The sequence below is a fragment of the Streptomyces sclerotialus genome, assembly GCF_040907265.1.
GTDB classification, from domain to species: Bacteria; Actinomycetota; Actinomycetes; order Streptomycetales; family Streptomycetaceae; genus Streptomyces; species Streptomyces sclerotialus.
The window spans coordinates 7,757,128-7,771,715 of record NZ_JBFOHP010000002.1; the positions used below are offsets into that span (position 1 = coordinate 7,757,128).

A 14,588-nucleotide genomic window follows, 5' to 3' on the forward strand; every position below is an offset into this window, starting at 1 on the left:
GCACGCCACCCCTGATGGCGTCGCTGTACGCGCGCGAGGTCGCGCTCTACACGACCGCGCTCGAACTCGGCGTCGCATCAGGGGACTTCGAGCTCACCGGAACGCCCGCCGAGGTCGCACGCGACCTGGTCGCGCTGGAGGACGGGTACGGCCTGCACCTCTTCAGCCGCAACCCGGCGGTGGACCACGCCACGGCGTACGACGCGGTCCTCCGCTTCGCCCGTACGGTCACGGGGTGCGCGCGGCTGTGAGCCGCTCCCGCTGCCGGGGGTCCGACGCCGGCGACACCGCCGTCAGCGCCAGCGCCGTCGCACCGTCCAGCACGGCGCGGTCGGCCTCCGGCGTGACGCAGTGCGCCGCGAACTCCTTCTGGTGGTTGACTGCGGGCAGCGACCCGATGCCGAGGTACGGATGGATCGCCGGCAGCACCCGCGAGACATTGCCCATGTCGGTCGAGGCCTGGTTCATCCGCGCCTCGGGCGCGGACGGCGGTGTGAACGTCCGCCCGACCGCCTCCGCGTGCGCCCGGTACAGCCCCAGCATCTCCGTGTCCGTACGGAACTCCGCGTACGGCGGGCTCTCGTGCGTCACCGACAGCTCGCACCCGGCCGCCAGCGCGCCCGCCTCGAAGCACCGCTCGACGCGCGGCCGCACGGCGGCCAGCTCCTCCAGCGAACCGGCCCGGACGTACCACCGCCCGGTGGTGTGCTCGGGGATCGCGTTGGGCGCCTCGCCGCCGCGGGTGAGCATCCCGTGCACCCGCACGGAGTGGGGGAGCTGCTGGCGCAGCAGGCCGATCGCCACCTGCGCGACGGTGAACGCGTCCGCGGCGTTGCGCCCCTGCTCCGGATAGGCGGCGGCGTGTGCGGCCCGGCCCTCGTAGTCGATCCGCAGATGCGCCACCGCGTACGGCTCCGCCTCCGCCACGTCCACCGGGCCCGGGTGCACCATCATCGCCGCGTGCATCCCGTCGAAGGCGCCGCGCTCCAGCATCAGGATCTTCCCGCCGCCGCCCTCCTCGGCCGGCGTGCCCAGCACCGTCACGGTCAGCCCGAGATCGTCGGCGACCCGGGCCAGCCCGGCCGCGGCGCCCACCGCCGAGGCCGCGATGACGTTGTGCCCGCAGGCGTGCCCCAGGCCCGGCAGCGCGTCGTACTCCGCACAGAGCGCCAGGTGCAGCGGTCCCGAGCCGGTCGTCGCGGCGAACGCGGTCGGCAGGCCGCAGATTCCGGGCGTCACCCGGTAGCCCAGGCCGGAGAGGGCCGAAGCGGTCCAGTCGGCGGCCCGCTCCTCCTCCCAGGCGACCTCGGGGTGGGCGTGGATGCGGTGGCTCAGGGCCAGCAGGCCATCGGCGGAGGCGGCGACGGCTTCGCGCACGGCGGTGTGGGCGGCGGTGTGGGCGGCGACCTCCGTGCCGCTCACGCGGGATCACCCGGCACGCCGTACCCGGGCGCCGCCGCCGGATCCAGCGCGCGCCGCACGTAGTCCGCCGCCTGCGGCTCCCACCGTTTCCACAGCGCCGCCAGCTCCGCGACCGGATCGCCGTCCGTCCAGTCCACCCGCAGGTCGGTGACCGGCCACGGCACCTGGCCTGCGACCAGCAGCCCCGCCGAGTGCACCGGACCGGCCTCACCGCCCGCCGCCGCGCCCGCGGACAGCGCGTCCACCAGCCGCTGTGCCAGCGGGGCAGCGGGCTCGGCGGCGAAGGCGGCCAGCATCGCGGCGGGCACCCCTGGATCGGCGAGCAGATTGCCCGCCGCGACCGCGTCCGGGCCGACGGCCTGTGCGTGCACCCCGAGCGTGCGGTCACCGGAGAAGGCGGCGGGCTCGCCGGCAGCCCCGACGGCCGTCAACTGGCGCCATTCCACGTGCCGTACGGCCTGGGCGAGCCGCGCCACCGCGGTCTCCGCGTCCGTCCCGACCGCCAGCGCGTCCAGCAGTTCGGGACCCAGCCGCGGGTCCGTCACGTTCTGCGAGCAGGCGGCGCCGGCCCCGGCCCGTACGTAGGCGCAGCGCGCGGCGACGGCGGGCGAGGACGAGGAGACGGCGACGCCGAACTCCCCGGTGCGGGGGCAGCGCGCGCCTCTCCGGGGCAGGTCAGGCCCCCAGCGCCGTCCGGCACACGGCCGAGAACGCCTGGGCGCGGGCCGTCGGCCGGACCCCCGACAGCCGCGCGAGGACCACCGGCAGCGCCGGCAGCGGATCGGTCAGCCGCAGCGCCGCCGCCCGCCCGCCGTCGTACGTCACGTCGTGCACCGGCCGCTGGTTCAGCAGCGCGAATCCGTGCCCCGCCGCCACCATCGCGCGCACCGTCTCGTAACTCGTACTGCGGTGCCGCACCTTCGGTTCGACCCCCGTCTTGAGGAACAGCGAGCGGAAGTAGTCCCGGCTCAACGGCAGATCGAGCAGGATCATCGGCTCCGCCGCCAGATCCGCCAGCCGGACAGCCCCCGCCCCCGCCAGCGGGTGGTCCGGCGGCACCAGCGCGTACGGCGGCGCCACCGCCAGCACCTCCCGCTCGATGTCCGGGTCGAGCCCCAGGTCGTACAGGAGCGCCAACTCACATCTGCCGTGGCGCAGATCGTGCTGGACCGCTCTGATGTCGCCCTCGGTGACCTGCACCCGCACCGCCGGGTGCGCGTCCCCGAACTCCCGCAGCAGCCGCGGCAGACAGAACGGCGCCAGCGTCTGGAAACACCCCACCGCCAGCTCACCCACCAGCTCCGTGCCCAGACTGCGCGCCGTCTCCGTCAGGTCCTCGGCGTGCGTGAGGAAGCCGCGCAGCTCGTGCAGGAAACGCTCACCGGCCCGGGTCAGCGACAGGCCCTTGGCATGGTGCCGGATCAGCAGCTGCACCCCCAGCTCCCGCTCCAGGTGCGTCACCGCGGTGGAGATCGCCGACTGCGACACGCTGATCCGCTGCGCGGCGGCCGTCATGCTGCCGAGCTCCGCGGCGGCGAGGAAGTAACGGAGCTGTACGAGGGTGAAGTTGGTGTCCTTGGGCATGGCGTGATCCTTGCACCCCGCCACCCTGTGGCAGCCGGCGGCCCTGGACGGTACGGACGGCCCGGTCGCGCCCCTGTCCGGCGGGCACGCAGGCTCGAACAGCCGCTGCGCGTCACCCTCGTGGACCGCTCGTGGACCCGCGCCTCCGCGAGCCCGGCTCGCGGACCCGCAGCCTCCAGGAACAGGTGCCGGCCGACTGGGCGCTGGAGGACATGCCGCGCGCGGACGTCCGGGGGCCCGAGGGGGTGAAGCAGTGTGTCGGACCGGCTGCTGTCCCCGGCGGAACGTGCCGTCCTCGCACTGCTGCGTGAACTACGTCACCGGCCAGGGGAATCGCCCGCACCCGGAACGGCCCCTACGGACGGGTAACGGCCGGTCGGAGGCAGTGTCGTACGCCACGCACCGCCCTGATCCGGCCGTCACCCCGTGCCTTCCGCCCCGATGGCCGCTTCCGTGCCGACAGGCCCGTGATCAGCCCAAGTGCGGTACGGAGGGCGGTTCCCGGCGGTTCCGCAGCGCTGGTTCGGAGGCCGAGGTCAACGGGCCGGTCACCGCGTCGTCGCGGGGCGTGACCGGGGTGGCACGCACTGCCATCGAAGCGGCGTGCACCCGCGCGGACGCGCATCCATGCACCCGCCCCTACGAATGCAATATTGCACTTTTGCCTGGCAGAGGGGAGCGCGCGCCCTGCTCGGACGGTATGTGGCACCCAGTGCCACGAGAGCGCCCCGCGCCCGCCCGCACCCACCGCACCAGCAAACGCACATGCGCACGCAACGCGCGTATACCCAAGGGTCGGCAATGTGACCGGATCGGAGTATGCGCGAAAGCGAACGAGCCGACAGAGTTACCGGACCAAATCAGGCAGGACCGAAACCGTCCCTGGGGAGGGGACGGTACCGAGCGGACTGCCGCACACGGATGGGGTGGGAAAGAAATGTGGGCTGTGATGGTGCGGTGAAGGCGCTTCAGGTGAGGCAGGGCGACCTGGTGCTCATTCAGGGCCGCTGGCGGCAGGTCCAGTCCGTTAGAGCGGATGTGCGGGCAGGGGGAGGACCGGCCGTGGTGCTGGTCTTCCAGCGGGGCTCGGTGGCACGGGTCCGCGCGGCCGACGCACTCGCCGTACAGCGCGGCATCAGGGCTCCGCGGGCGCAGGTGCCGTGCGCGACCGTACGCAACGCCCCCATGCGGCGGGCCGGCCTGGCCGGTGAGGTCCACTGACCGGTCCGCTGACGCGGCCGGCGTCCGGAGACGGCCCCTACGCCACCGTCTCCGGACGCCGCGCCGTGCCCAGCACCACCGGTGACGACGGCAGCGTCATGCCGCGCGGCGGTACCCGCAGCCTCCGGTGCCGCTCCACCGTGAACCCGGCCGCGCCGAGCGCCGCCAGCGAGTCCCGCGCCGTGTGACAGCCGCCGTTCAGCAGCGGCCACACCGTACGGTCCGCCGCCCGCTGCACCACACGCAGCCCGCGCCCCTCGGCCCGTACGTGCTCCAGGAAGCGCACCTCCGCACCCGGCCGCAGCACCCGCCGCAGCTCCGCGAGCGCCCGCGGCACGTCGCGCACCGAACACAGCACCAGCGCCACCACCGCCGCGTCGAACGCCTCGCTCTTCACCGGCAGCGCCTCGGCGACCGCCGGCACCACGTCCACCGGCACCTCGGCGCGCACGGCCTCCGTACGCGCCGCCTGCCGCAGCACCGCCTCCGGCTCGATCGCCACCACCTCCGAGACCGTCCCCGGATAGTGCGCGAAGTTCATCCCGCCGCCCGCGCCGATCTCGATGACCCGCCCGGACAGCCCGGCCAGCAGCTCACGGCGGAGCGGCCGTACCCCGCCGTGCACGTCGGCGAGCGGCCCGAGCCGTACGTAGGCACGAGCGAAGAGCGGATGGTGCACGGCGGTCCGGTGTCCTCTGTTGCGCAGCGACATGCCTCGCCCTTCCCGTGTGTACCTGGCACAGGTGTACCTGGCATCGGAGGCCCCGTCCGCCCCGTCCTAGAATGGCGTCTCGGCCGCGTCGGCGCGGGGCCCGCGGCCGAGTTTCCCCGTCGCACGCCTGCCCACCCGACGTACGCCCAGCACCAACCCGTACGGACGGAAGAGCAGGACCAGGACGCATGCCCCACCCACCCGCGGACGTGGCCACGGAACCGACCGCCACCCGACCCGACACCTACGCCCGCAAGGCGGTGCTCGCCTCCGCCGTCGGCTACGGCCTGGAGGGCTTCGACCTCCTCATCCTCAGCTTCGCGCTCTCCGCGATCACCGCCGGGCTCCACCTGGACCCCACCCAGGCCGGCTCGCTCACCACCATCACCCTCATCGGCTGCGTCGTCGGCGGCCTGCTCTTCGGCGTACTCTCCGACCGCCTCGGCCGCATCCGCGTCCTGACCTGGTCGATCATCCTCTTCGCCGTCTTCACCGGGCTCACCGCCGTCGCCCAGGACTTCCCCCAGCTCGCCGCCGCCCGCTTCATCGCCGGCATGGGCATCGGCGGTGAATTCGGCATCGGCATGGCACTCGCCGCGGAGGCGTTCCCCAGCCGCAAGCGCGCCCGCGGCACCTCCTACGTCGGCCTCGGCTGGCAGACCGGCGTCCTGGCCGCGGCCCTGGTCTCCGCGCCCGTCATCGAGGCCTGGGGCTGGCGCGCGCTCTTCGCCCTCGGTGTGCTGCCCGCCGTCGCGGCCTTCCTCTTCCGCCGCACCATGCACGAGCCCGCCGCCTTCACCGCGGCGAAGACCGCCGAGCGCCCGGCCACCGCGCCGCTCCGCTCCCTGGTCGCCACCCCCGCAGCGCGCCGCGCCACCCTCGGCGTCCTCGTCCTGACCTCGGTACAGAACTTCGGCTACTACGGCATCATGACCTGGCTGCCGAGCTACCTCTCCCAGCAGTTCGGCTACAGCCTCACCCGGTCCGGCGCCTGGACCGCCGTCACCGTCGTCGGCATGGCCTGCGGCATCCTGGCCTTCGGCCACCTCGCCGACCGCATCGGCCGCCGCCCCACCTTCTGGATCTTCCAGGCGGGCTCGGTCGTCACGGTCCTGGCGTACGCGACGCTCTCCACCCCCACCGCGCTCCTCATCGGTGGCGCCGTGATGGGCGCGTTCGTCAACGGCATGACCGGCGGCTACGGCGCGCTCATCGCCGAGCTGTACCCGACGCACGCCCGCGCCACCGCGCAGAACGTCCTCTTCAACGTCGGCCGCGGCATCGGCGGCCTGGCCCCGTTGGTGGTCGCCCTGGTCGCCACGTCGTACGGCTTCCAGAAGGCGATCGGCCTGCTGGCCGTCATCTACGTGCTGGACATGGCGGCGATGCTGCTGATTCCGGAGCGGAAGGGCGCGGAGCTCGATTGACCCGCGCGTACGCGAAGGGGGCACCGGCTCACGGCCGGTGCCCCCTTCTTCGTACCGCTAGCTGTGCCAGGTCCCGCCCAGCCGCGGCGCCAGCCAGGACGGCGCATGCGCCCGGAACCGCGCAGGGGGCAGAGCTCCCGACCCGGCCGGCACAAGGCCGAGCAGCGGTGCCCCGGCCACGTCCGGCAGATCCTCCACGTTGCAGCGCGAGGCCAGATCCGGTTCGGCCGGCCAGCTGCCGATGACCACACCAGGCGTCTCGATGCCCGCCGTACGCAGCGCGAGCGCCGTCAGCGCCGTGGCGTTGAGCGTGCCGAGCCCCGCCTGCGCGACCATCAGCACCGGCGCGCCGAGCAGCTTCGCCGCGTCGGCCAGTGTCGCGCCGGTCTCGTCGAACCGGACGAGCAGCCCGCCGGCGCCCTCCACCAGCACCACGTCGTGCTCGGCGGCCAGCTTCTCCGCCGCCTCGGCGACCTCGTGCGGACGTACCGGCGGCAGCCCGGCGCGGCGGGCCGCCGTCGCGGGCGCCAGCGGCTCGGGGTACCGGGCGAGTTCGGCGGTGGTGACGCCGGAGCCTGCGAGCCGCGCGACCTCCGCCGCATCCCCCGGCTCGCCCGCTGCCACGCCGGTCTGGGCGGCCTTGAGCACCGCGACCGACCGACCGCGTGCCAGCTCGGCGGCGGCGACGGCGGCGGTGGTGACCGTCTTGCCGATCTCCGTGCCCGTGCCCGTGATGAACAGCACCGACATACCTACGCGTTCCTCCTCAGCCCTCGCGCGCGGCGCGGCACACCGCGGCGCAGATGCGGGCGATGTCCTCGTCGCCGGTGATGTACGGCGGCATCGTGTAGATCAGGTCGCGGAACGGGCGCAGCCAGACGCCCTCCCCGACCGCGGCCCGGGTCGCGGCCGTCATGTCGACCGGGTGGTCGAGCTGGACGACACCGATGGCGCCCAGCACCCGTACGTCCCGAACGCCCGGGATCGTACGGGCCTGTTCCAGTCCGTCGCGCAGTCCGGCCTCGATCCGCTTGATCTCCTGGCGCCAGTCCTGCGTCAGCAGCACGTCCAGCGAGGCGTTGGCGACCGCGGCGGCCAGCGGGTTCGCCATGAACGTCGGCCCGTGCGCGAGCACCGGCACCTCGCCCCGGGAGATCCCGTCCGCCACCCGCGGCGTGCACAGCGTCGCCGCCATGGTCAGATAGCCGCCCGTCAGCGCCTTGCCGACGCACATCACGTCCGGTACGACGCCCGCGTGCCCGGCCGCGAACAGCTCACCGGTACGGCCGAAGCCCGTCGCGATCTCATCGAGGACGAGCAGCACGTCGTGCGCGTCGCACGCCTCGCGCAGCACCCGCAGGTACGCGGGGGAGTGGAAGCGCATGCCGCCCGCGCCCTGCACGACCGGCTCCACGATCACCGCGGCGAGTTCGTCGGCATGGCGGCCGATCAGCTCCCGCAGGTGGTCCGCGTACGCCTTGTCCAGGGGCGCGTCGAACCCGGCCGGCGGCTCGTCGGCGAAGACCTGCCGGGGCAGGACGCCCGACCACAGGTCGTGCATCCCGCCGTCCGGATCGCACACCGACATCGGATGCCAGGTGTCACCGTGGTAGCCGCCGCGCCAGGTCAGCAGCCGTTGCTTGGCCGGGCGGCCGAGCGAACGCCAGTACTGCAGGCACATCTTGGCGGCGACCTCGACCGAGACGGACCCGGAGTCGCACAGGAAGACGTGCTCCAGGTCGCCCGGCGCGATGCCGGCGAGCCGCTTCGCCAGCCGGACGGCGGGCTCGTGCGTGAGCCCGCCGAACATCACATGGCTCATCCGGTCCAACTGGCCGCGCGCGGCCTCGTTGAGCACCGGGTGGTTGTAGCCGTGGATCGCCGACCACCAGGACGACATGCCGTCGACCAGCTCGGTGTGGCCCTGGACCGGTCCGGCGGTGCGCAGCCGGACCCCGGCGGCGGACTCGATCACCAGCGGATCGTCCTTGCCGGGCATCGGGCCGTACGGGTGCCACACGTGCTGCCGGTCCAGGGCCAGCAGGTCGCGCTCGGTCATCGGTTCCGGCTCAGGCATTGGGCGGCAGGTCGGTGCCGGCGCCCCGGCGGCGCACCGCGACCAGGTCGGTACGGGCACCGTCGGCGTCCCGCGCCTCCGGCACCGCGCCGGCGGCGACCGGCTCGGGCCCGGCGGCGGCCGGTTCGGGAGCGGTGTCGCCGCACGGCGCGCAGCCGCCGCCACCACCGTGTCCGCCGCAGCCGCCCGCGGTGTCCTCGGCGTGGCTGCCGCAGCCGGCCGCGGCGAGCGCGTCGGCGCGGTGCGCGGGCAGCGTCGTGGTGTCCGTGCCCTCCACCTCGAACCCGGCGTCCGCGATCATCGCCAGGTCGTCCTTGCCGGCCTGGCCCTCACTGGTGAGGTAGTCACCCAGGAAGATGGAGTTGGCCAGGTGCAGCGCGAGGGGCTGGAGGGTGCGCAGGTGGACCTCGCGGCCGCCGGCGAGGCGTACCTCGACGTCCGGGCAGACGAAGCGGACCATCGCCAGGATGCGCAGCGCGCGCTGCGGGGTGAGGTTCCACTCCTTGGCGAGCGGGGTGCCCTCGAAGGGGATCAGGAAGTTGACCGGTACCGAGTCCGGGTCCAGCTCGCGCAGCGAGAAGACCACGTCGACCAGGTCCTCGTCGGTCTCGCCCATGCCGGCGATCAGGCCGGAGCACGCCGACATGCCGGCCGCCTGGGCCTGCTGCACGGTCGAGACCCGGTCGGCGTAGGTATGGGTCGTGGTGATCCGGCCGTACGTCGCCTCGGACGTGTTGAGGTTGTGGTTGTACGCGTCGGCGCCCGCGTCCCGCAGCCGTGACGCCTGGCCGTCGGAGAGCAGCCCCAGACAGGCACAGACCTCCACGCCCTCGTTCTGCTCCTTGATGGCCGAGATCGTCTCCGAGACCCGGTCCACGTCCTTGTCCGTCGGCCCGCGGCCACTGGCCACCAGGCACACGCGCTTCGCGCCGCCCGCGACACCGGCGGCTGCCGCCCTGGACGCCTCTTCGGGCTTGAGCCAGGTGTACTTGAGGATCTCCGCCTTGGATCCCAGCCGCTGGGAGCAGTAGGAACAGTCCTCCGGGCACAGGCCCGACTTCAGGTTGACCAGATAGTTGAGCTTCACCCGTCGCCCGAACCACTGGCGGCGGACCTTGCCCGCCGCCGCCACGACGTCGAGCAGCTCGTCATCGGATGTCGCCAGTACGGCGAGTGCCTCTTCGCGGGTCGGCGTCTCGCGCCGCAGACCCTTCTCCACCAGAGTGTTCAGCAGGTCCATGGCGAAGATCCTGTCCTACGCCACCGCCCGGGGCCAAGGAGGATTCCCACAACGCCGCTGGATGGCGGTGTGTGTATTGCCACACCGTAGGCAGGCGTAACGACCGCTAACGTCTATCGACAGCCAACAAACCCGAGGATGCCGATGCCTGCCGACCCCGCCGTCGTCCCGTCCGGTGACGACCCCTTCTCCTGGATCGACGAAGCACGCGAGAAGCGCCGCAGGGCCGGGCTCGTACGGACCCTGAACCCGCGCCCGGCCGACTCGGCTCTCCTGGATCTGGCGAGCAACGACTACCTCGGTCTCGCCCGGCACCCCGAGGTCACCCGGGCCGCCGCGGCCGCCGCGCACCGCTGGGGCGCGGGCGCGACCGGCTCCCGGCTGGTGACCGGTACCACCGAACTGCACGCCCGGCTCGAATCCGAACTGGCCGAATACTGCGGTTTCGAAGCCGCCCTGGTCCTTTCCTCGGGCTACGCGGCCAACCTCGCGGCCGTCACCGCCCTCACGGCACGCGGCTCGCTGGTGGTCTCCGACGCCGGGAACCACGCCTCGCTCATCGACGGCTGCCGCCTCTCCCGCGCCCGTACGGCCGTGGTCCCGCACAGCGACCCCGAGGCCGTGCACAAGACGCTGGACGCCGCACGCGCCGAACCGGACCACGAGGGCCGCGCCGTCGTGGTCTCCGACTCGGTGTTCTCCGTGGACGGCGACGCGGCCCCGCTGGCTGCGTACGCCACCGCCTGCCGCGCCCACGGTGCGGCGCTGCTGGTGGACGACGCGCACGGGCTGGGGGTCCTCGGCGAGGGCGGCCGCGGCGCGTTGTGGGCCGCCGGCCTGGCGGGCGACCGGGACGTGGTCGCCACCATGACGCTCTCCAAGTCCCTGGGCAGTCAGGGCGGCGCGGTGCTCGGCCCGGCGAAGGTCATCGAGCACCTGGTCAACACGGCCCGTACGTTCATCTTCGACACCGGCCTGGCGCCCGCGGCCGCCGGGGGCGCGCTCGCCGCGCTCCGGCTGCTCCGCCGTGAGCCGCGGCGCGCGGACCGGGCCCGTGCCGTGGCCCGCGAACTCCACCGCCGCCTGACGGCCGCCGGGCTGTCCGCGGTCCTCCCGGACGCCGCCGTGGTCTCCGTACGGGCCCCCTCGCCCGAGCAGGCCGTGCAGTGGGCCGCCGACTGCCGTGCGGCGGGTCTGGCGGTCGGCTGTTTCCGCCCGCCGTCCGTTCCCGACGGCATTTCGCGGCTCCGGCTGACCGCCCGCGGGGATCTGACCGAGCAGCAGATGGACGAAGCGGTCGGCGCGATCCTTTCGACCGCGCCGACCGCTTGAACTATTTCCCCGGAACCGGTCCTCGAATTTTATTCTTGAACCGGTTCCTCGAAGGTGTCCGAATCAGCCCTCCTTTATGGGCTGACCGGTGTGCAGGGCGTCGACAAAAGCCCGCCATGCGGGGACCGCGAACAGCAACGCGGGTCCCGAAATGTCCTTCGAGTCGCGCACGGCGAGAGTTTCACCGTTGACCCGGGCGGTCTCGACGCAGTTGTTCATTCCCGTGCTGCGCGTGCTGCGCACCCAGCACGCGCCCGCAAGGGCGGTGCTGGCGGGTACGTACCGCGGCGATGCCGTCATGTGGAGCCTCCTCAACGCGCCCGGACCAGGCCGTCAGGCATCTGCGATCCGGGCAATCAAAGCCGATGATTCCTCGCATGAGAGGGCGTGCCCCCGCAGCGTGTCGAATGCATCGCTGTACGCCCTGAGGTCCTCTTTGCGTTCGAGGTAGAGGCTACTCGTCAAATGGTCGAGAACCACCACATCCAAGTCAGCAATGAGCGGAAAGGAGAAGATAACGAAAGGGCCGGTGATGCCGATGTGGACACCGGCGGCAAACGGCAGCACCTGCAGGCGCACGTGCGGTGATTCCATGACCTGTAGCAGATGCCGCAATTGGGCCTTCATCACCTCCGGACCACCCGCCGGACGGCGTAGTACGGCCTCGTCCAACACGGCCGAAAGATTCAGTGGAGCGTCCCCGTCCAGCACGTTCTGACGCTCCATGCGGACATCGACCAGTGCATCGATTCTGCTCTGCGGCAGGTCGGCCAGCGCGGCCCGCGTGACGGCCCGCGCGTAGTCCGGGGTCTGCAGCAGGCCCGGTACCACCGTCGTCTCCAGCGTCCTCGCGTGCGAGGCGCCGGCCTCCAGGCTGATGAAGTCGCGGTATGCAGGCGGCAGCAGGTCGCGGTAGGTGTGCCACCAGCCGCGCCCGGCGTCCCCTCCGCTCCCGCCGCCCGCGTCCTGGCCGCACAGCGCGGCCAGCAGCGCACGGGACTCCTCGTCGCGCACCTCGTACGCGTCCAGGAGCCGTTCCACGTCGGCCGGACGTACTCCGCTCCGGCCGGTTTCGATCCGGCTGACCTTCGACTGGTGCCAGCCCACGAGACGGGCGGCCTCGCCGCTCGTGAGCCCGGCCAGATTCCGACGGCGCCTCAACTCCGCACCGAGCTTGCGACGGCGCACTGCGGGACCGTGGTGCATGAACCCTCCTCACGGATAACCGCGACTCGTCATAACTGACACCGATGCGTCAGTGTGCCGCCCAAATACGGTCTCGCGTCGTAGAGTTCACCGCTTCGGGCGACAGATATATGCATATCTTGGTGGATGGCTCACGGCGGGGGCAGCATGAGTGGCAGTCTGGCGCAAAGCAGCGGCACGGGGCCGATTTTCGGACCCGATCATGCCCCTGCCCAGCGGTAAGACGGCCTCGAGCGGGAAAGGGACGGCGCGGCGATGGCAGATCACCAGGAAGCATCACTGACCCTGCCGAGCGCGCCGGAGTCCGTACCTACGGCGCGCAGATACGTTACTGGAGTCCTCACGGAGTGGGACGACACAGGTGGCGTGGCGGGCGCGGGTGGCGTGGGCGGCGCGGAGGGGGTCGGCGGCGCGGACGGCACCGGCGGCGCCGAACTCCTCGACACCGTGCTGCTGATCGTCTCCGAGCTGACCACGAACGCCGTGGTCCATACCTACGGCCGGTCCCCGTCCTTCACCGTGCTCCTCCAGCTCGACCGGCACGAAGTCCTGCGCATCGGCGTCACGGACGGCCACCCCCGCATGCCGCGCCGCCTGCCCGCCGCCGTCCAGCAGGACAACGGCCGCGGTCTCGTCATCATCCGGACCCTCGTCGCGGAAGTCGGCGGAAAGATCACCGTCGAACCGACGGAGAGCGGCGGCAAGACGGTCTGGGCCGCGCTGCCTTGGCCGGCCCCCACGCATGCCGCCGCACGGCGGATCGGCAGGTGACCCGGGCCGGTTCCGATGCGGCCGAGATCATTCGCCTCCCCGCGCGTCCCGGGGCCGGTGCCCGGCTTCAGTACGGGCGGCGCTGGAGCAGCGCCTCGGCGCCGACGGGGGTGAAGCCCGCCGCGAGCAGCGCCCGCACACTGGCGGCGTTCGCCGGGGCGACCTGGGCCCACACGGGCTCGCCGGGCGGTACGAGATGGCGGGCGGCCGCCGCGAGCCGCCGGCCGAGGCCGAGACCGCGTGCCGTCTCGGGCACCTCCACGGCCACCTCCCACCGGCCGGCGACGCCACGGCCGATCACGAGAGTGCCGTTGCCGTCTTCGACGGCGGTCCACGCTCGCACGTCGTCGCGGTGGCGCAACGCCCGTGCGATACGGGGGTGCGCCGGGTCCCGGGTCTCCCGCAGTGCCAACGGGGGCGGGCCCGGCAGCGGTTGGGCGGCCGTCAGCATGTCGACGTTCTCGACCTCACGGCCGGTACGGGTCGCGAGCGCGGCCAGGAACGCCGGGCTCAGGGGGCCGGCGAGGTCTCCCGGGGTGAGGTGCGAGTGCACCCAGACGGGGGAGACATCGGCGAACACGACGGCGCACCCCGAGAACGAGAGGACGCCGTTGTCGCGTGGCGACGGGGGTGGCAGTACGGCGACGGTCCCGTCGGCGGCCGGGAAGTCACCACCGGCGGCGGCCCGGAGCGTGCGGCCCAAGTCATGGATCATGCACGGAGGTTAGTGCGGTGGCCTCGCTGTGCGGGAAGGGGGGAGTCGGTGCCCAGGGGCGGCCCAGCCCCCGGCCTCAGGGGCGAAGGCGATCGGTCACGACCGGTCCGCACCTGAGGAGGAGATGAGCCGCCCGGGGCGTCCCGCGTTCCTACGGGCGCCCGTACGAGACGGCGCGGCTCCAGATCCGGTCCGTCCGTACCGAGGCCCCCGGCTTGGGCGCATTCCACATGCGCCCCTCGCCCGCGTAGATGCCCACGTGGTACACCGTCCCTCCGCCGTGGAAGAAGACCAGGTCACCCCGCTTCCGCGACGACTTTTTGATGTGCCGCACGTGCCGGTACTGGGCATGCGCCGTACGTGGCAGCCGCTTGCCCGCCCGCTTGAACGCGTACTGCGTCAGCCCCGAGCAGTCGAACCGGTGCGGGCCCGTGGCCCCCCACTGGTACGGCGCACCCGCCTTCGACGCCGCTACCCGCAGCGCCGTCTTACCGGCGCCCGAGGCGGACGCCGCCGCGGCGTCCGGCGTACCGCCGGGGGCCGGCCCGACGCCCCCTACCAGCGCCAGCGTGAGCACCGAAACCGCCGCGGCACGGGACGCCAGGGCAGGCACACCAAGAGCAGGATGATGATCGCGCGCAGTCATGCGCACTCCTTCGTCAGCCGCCTGCGAAGGAAGACCTGTCGGGTTCGGGCAGGCGAAGATGCCCGGCCGTGCGCGCCGCCGCGAGGCGCGGCGGCGGCACCGGCTTCACCCCAAGGAGCCTCCGGACCGGCCGCGTCGGCGGCCGGCCACCGGTGGCCCCGTCGTGCTCGGGTCCTCCGCTCCTGCCGGTCCAGGTGTATCGACCAGACGCCCGGGTACGGCGGCAGGATTAGGC

16 protein-coding genes are annotated in these 14,588 nt (G+C 73.0%); 5 read left to right on the forward strand and 11 right to left on the reverse strand.

Going from position 1 to position 14,588, the window contains the following annotated elements; translation table 11 throughout:
- Positions 1-14: 14 nt before the first annotated feature.
- The gene (locus tag AAC944_RS34105) at positions 15-251 is read left to right on the forward strand and encodes a hypothetical protein (protein ID WP_051871388.1); all 237 of its coding nucleotides are present in this window, start codon (positions 15-17) and stop codon (positions 249-251) included.
- Here AAC944_RS34105 and AAC944_RS34110 read toward each other — a convergent pair.
- Genes AAC944_RS34110 through AAC944_RS34120 form a run of 3 tightly spaced genes read right to left on the reverse strand, consistent with a single transcriptional unit; the run spans position 229 to position 3,006 of the window.
- Positions 229-1,422, reverse strand: coding sequence for a M20 family metallopeptidase (locus AAC944_RS34110; protein ID WP_037771313.1), 1,194 nt, complete (start codon positions 1,420-1,422; stop codon positions 229-231). The two genes, AAC944_RS34105 and AAC944_RS34110, sit on opposite strands and share 23 nt — an antisense overlap.
- Entirely contained in the window at positions 1,419-2,096 is a 678-nt protein-coding gene (locus AAC944_RS34115; protein WP_030608408.1) for a DUF1028 domain-containing protein, read from the reverse strand. Before AAC944_RS34115 ends, AAC944_RS34110 begins: the two co-directional genes overlap by 4 nt.
- Position 2,097: 1 nt before the next feature.
- Positions 2,098-3,006 carry a LysR family transcriptional regulator gene (locus AAC944_RS34120; protein ID WP_030608404.1) on the reverse strand — a complete coding sequence of 303 codons (909 nt, stop codon included), beginning with the start codon at positions 3,004-3,006 and terminating at the stop codon, positions 2,098-2,100.
- Between the two features lie 1,062 nt (positions 3,007-4,068).
- Between AAC944_RS34120 and AAC944_RS34125 the strand changes: the two genes are divergently transcribed.
- On the forward strand, positions 4,069-4,227 hold the full coding sequence (locus AAC944_RS34125) for a hypothetical protein (RefSeq protein ID WP_196942772.1): 159 nt from the start codon (positions 4,069-4,071) through the stop codon (positions 4,225-4,227).
- A gap of 37 nt (positions 4,228-4,264) precedes the next feature.
- On the opposite strand, the gene AAC944_RS34130 is transcribed toward AAC944_RS34125, so the two are convergent.
- On the reverse strand, positions 4,265-4,939 hold the full coding sequence (locus AAC944_RS34130; protein WP_030608401.1) for a class I SAM-dependent methyltransferase: 675 nt from the start codon (positions 4,937-4,939) through the stop codon (positions 4,265-4,267).
- 188 nt (positions 4,940-5,127) lie between these two features.
- Here AAC944_RS34130 and AAC944_RS34135 point away from each other — a divergent pair, with 188 nt between their 5' ends.
- A complete protein-coding gene (locus AAC944_RS34135; RefSeq protein WP_030608398.1) occupies positions 5,128-6,366 on the forward strand; it encodes an MFS transporter in 1,239 nt (412 codons plus the stop codon).
- 57 nt (positions 6,367-6,423) lie between these two features.
- On the opposite strand, the gene bioD is transcribed toward AAC944_RS34135, so the two are convergent.
- Genes bioD through bioB form a run of 3 tightly spaced genes read right to left on the reverse strand, consistent with a single transcriptional unit; the run spans position 6,424 to position 9,683 of the window.
- A complete protein-coding gene (gene bioD / locus AAC944_RS34140) occupies positions 6,424-7,116 on the reverse strand; it encodes a dethiobiotin synthase (protein ID WP_030608396.1) in 693 nt (230 codons plus the stop codon).
- Positions 7,117-7,132: 16 nt separating this feature from the next.
- Positions 7,133-8,443: an adenosylmethionine--8-amino-7-oxononanoate transaminase gene (locus AAC944_RS34145; protein ID WP_030608394.1), complete on the reverse strand. Its 1,311-nt coding sequence runs from the start codon at positions 8,441-8,443 to the stop codon at positions 7,133-7,135.
- A complete protein-coding gene (gene bioB / locus AAC944_RS34150; protein WP_030608392.1) occupies positions 8,436-9,683 on the reverse strand; it encodes a biotin synthase BioB in 1,248 nt (415 codons plus the stop codon). Before bioB ends, AAC944_RS34145 begins: the two co-directional genes overlap by 8 nt.
- A 144-nt stretch (positions 9,684-9,827) precedes the next feature.
- On the opposite strand from bioB, the gene AAC944_RS34155 reads away from it, so the two are divergent.
- On the forward strand, positions 9,828-11,015 hold the full coding sequence (locus AAC944_RS34155; RefSeq protein ID WP_030608390.1) for an 8-amino-7-oxononanoate synthase: 1,188 nt from the start codon (positions 9,828-9,830) through the stop codon (positions 11,013-11,015).
- A gap of 63 nt (positions 11,016-11,078) precedes the next feature.
- Here AAC944_RS34155 and AAC944_RS34160 read toward each other — a convergent pair whose 3' ends face one another.
- Positions 11,079-11,315, reverse strand: a complete 237-nt coding sequence (locus AAC944_RS34160) for a DUF397 domain-containing protein (protein ID WP_030608388.1) — start codon at positions 11,313-11,315, stop codon at positions 11,079-11,081.
- A gap of 33 nt (positions 11,316-11,348) precedes the next feature.
- Complete coding sequence (locus tag AAC944_RS34165) at positions 11,349-12,221, reverse strand: helix-turn-helix domain-containing protein (RefSeq protein ID WP_030608383.1); 873 nt, start codon at positions 12,219-12,221, stop codon at positions 11,349-11,351.
- A 255-nt stretch (positions 12,222-12,476) separates the two neighbouring features.
- On the opposite strand from AAC944_RS34165, the gene AAC944_RS34170 reads away from it, so the two are divergent.
- The gene (locus AAC944_RS34170; protein WP_030608381.1) at positions 12,477-12,992 is read left to right on the forward strand and encodes an ATP-binding protein; all 516 of its coding nucleotides are present in this window, start codon (positions 12,477-12,479) and stop codon (positions 12,990-12,992) included.
- Between the two features lie 67 nt (positions 12,993-13,059).
- Here AAC944_RS34170 and AAC944_RS34175 read toward each other — a convergent pair whose 3' ends face one another.
- The gene (locus tag AAC944_RS34175; RefSeq protein ID WP_030608379.1) at positions 13,060-13,707 is read right to left on the reverse strand and encodes a GNAT family N-acetyltransferase; all 648 of its coding nucleotides are present in this window, start codon (positions 13,705-13,707) and stop codon (positions 13,060-13,062) included.
- Between the two features lie 151 nt (positions 13,708-13,858).
- Positions 13,859-14,353 carry a C40 family peptidase gene (locus AAC944_RS34180; RefSeq protein WP_030608377.1) on the reverse strand — a complete coding sequence of 165 codons (495 nt, stop codon included), beginning with the start codon at positions 14,351-14,353 and terminating at the stop codon, positions 13,859-13,861.
- Positions 14,354-14,588: the final 235 nt, after the last annotated feature.

Excerpts from the sequence above, each read along its gene's own strand:
- AAC944_RS34175 (WP_030608379.1), bottom strand. The coding sequence starts at position 13,707 with ATGATCCATGACTTGGGCCGCACGCTCCGGGCCGCCGCCGGTGGTGAC.
- AAC944_RS34165 (WP_030608383.1), bottom strand. The coding sequence starts at position 12,221 with ATGCACCACGGTCCCGCAGTGCGCCGTCGCAAGCTCGGTGCGGAGTTG.
- AAC944_RS34170 (WP_030608381.1), top strand. The coding sequence starts at position 12,477 with ATGGCAGATCACCAGGAAGCATCACTGACCCTGCCGAGCGCGCCGGAG.
- bioB (WP_030608392.1), bottom strand. The coding sequence starts at position 9,683 with ATGGACCTGCTGAACACTCTGGTGGAGAAGGGTCTGCGGCGCGAGACG.
- AAC944_RS34145 (WP_030608394.1), bottom strand. The coding sequence starts at position 8,443 with ATGCCTGAGCCGGAACCGATGACCGAGCGCGACCTGCTGGCCCTGGAC.
- bioD (WP_030608396.1), bottom strand. The coding sequence starts at position 7,116 with ATGTCGGTGCTGTTCATCACGGGCACGGGCACGGAGATCGGCAAGACG.
- AAC944_RS34160 (WP_030608388.1), bottom strand. The coding sequence starts at position 11,315 with ATGACGGCATCGCCGCGGTACGTACCCGCCAGCACCGCCCTTGCGGGC.
- AAC944_RS34155 (WP_030608390.1), top strand. The coding sequence starts at position 9,828 with ATGCCTGCCGACCCCGCCGTCGTCCCGTCCGGTGACGACCCCTTCTCC.
- AAC944_RS34120 (WP_030608404.1), bottom strand. The coding sequence starts at position 3,006 with ATGCCCAAGGACACCAACTTCACCCTCGTACAGCTCCGTTACTTCCTC.
- AAC944_RS34105 (WP_051871388.1), top strand. The coding sequence starts at position 15 with ATGGCGTCGCTGTACGCGCGCGAGGTCGCGCTCTACACGACCGCGCTC.
- AAC944_RS34130 (WP_030608401.1), bottom strand. The coding sequence starts at position 4,939 with ATGTCGCTGCGCAACAGAGGACACCGGACCGCCGTGCACCATCCGCTC.
- AAC944_RS34135 (WP_030608398.1), top strand. The coding sequence starts at position 5,128 with ATGCCCCACCCACCCGCGGACGTGGCCACGGAACCGACCGCCACCCGA.
- AAC944_RS34180 (WP_030608377.1), bottom strand. The coding sequence starts at position 14,353 with ATGACTGCGCGCGATCATCATCCTGCTCTTGGTGTGCCTGCCCTGGCG.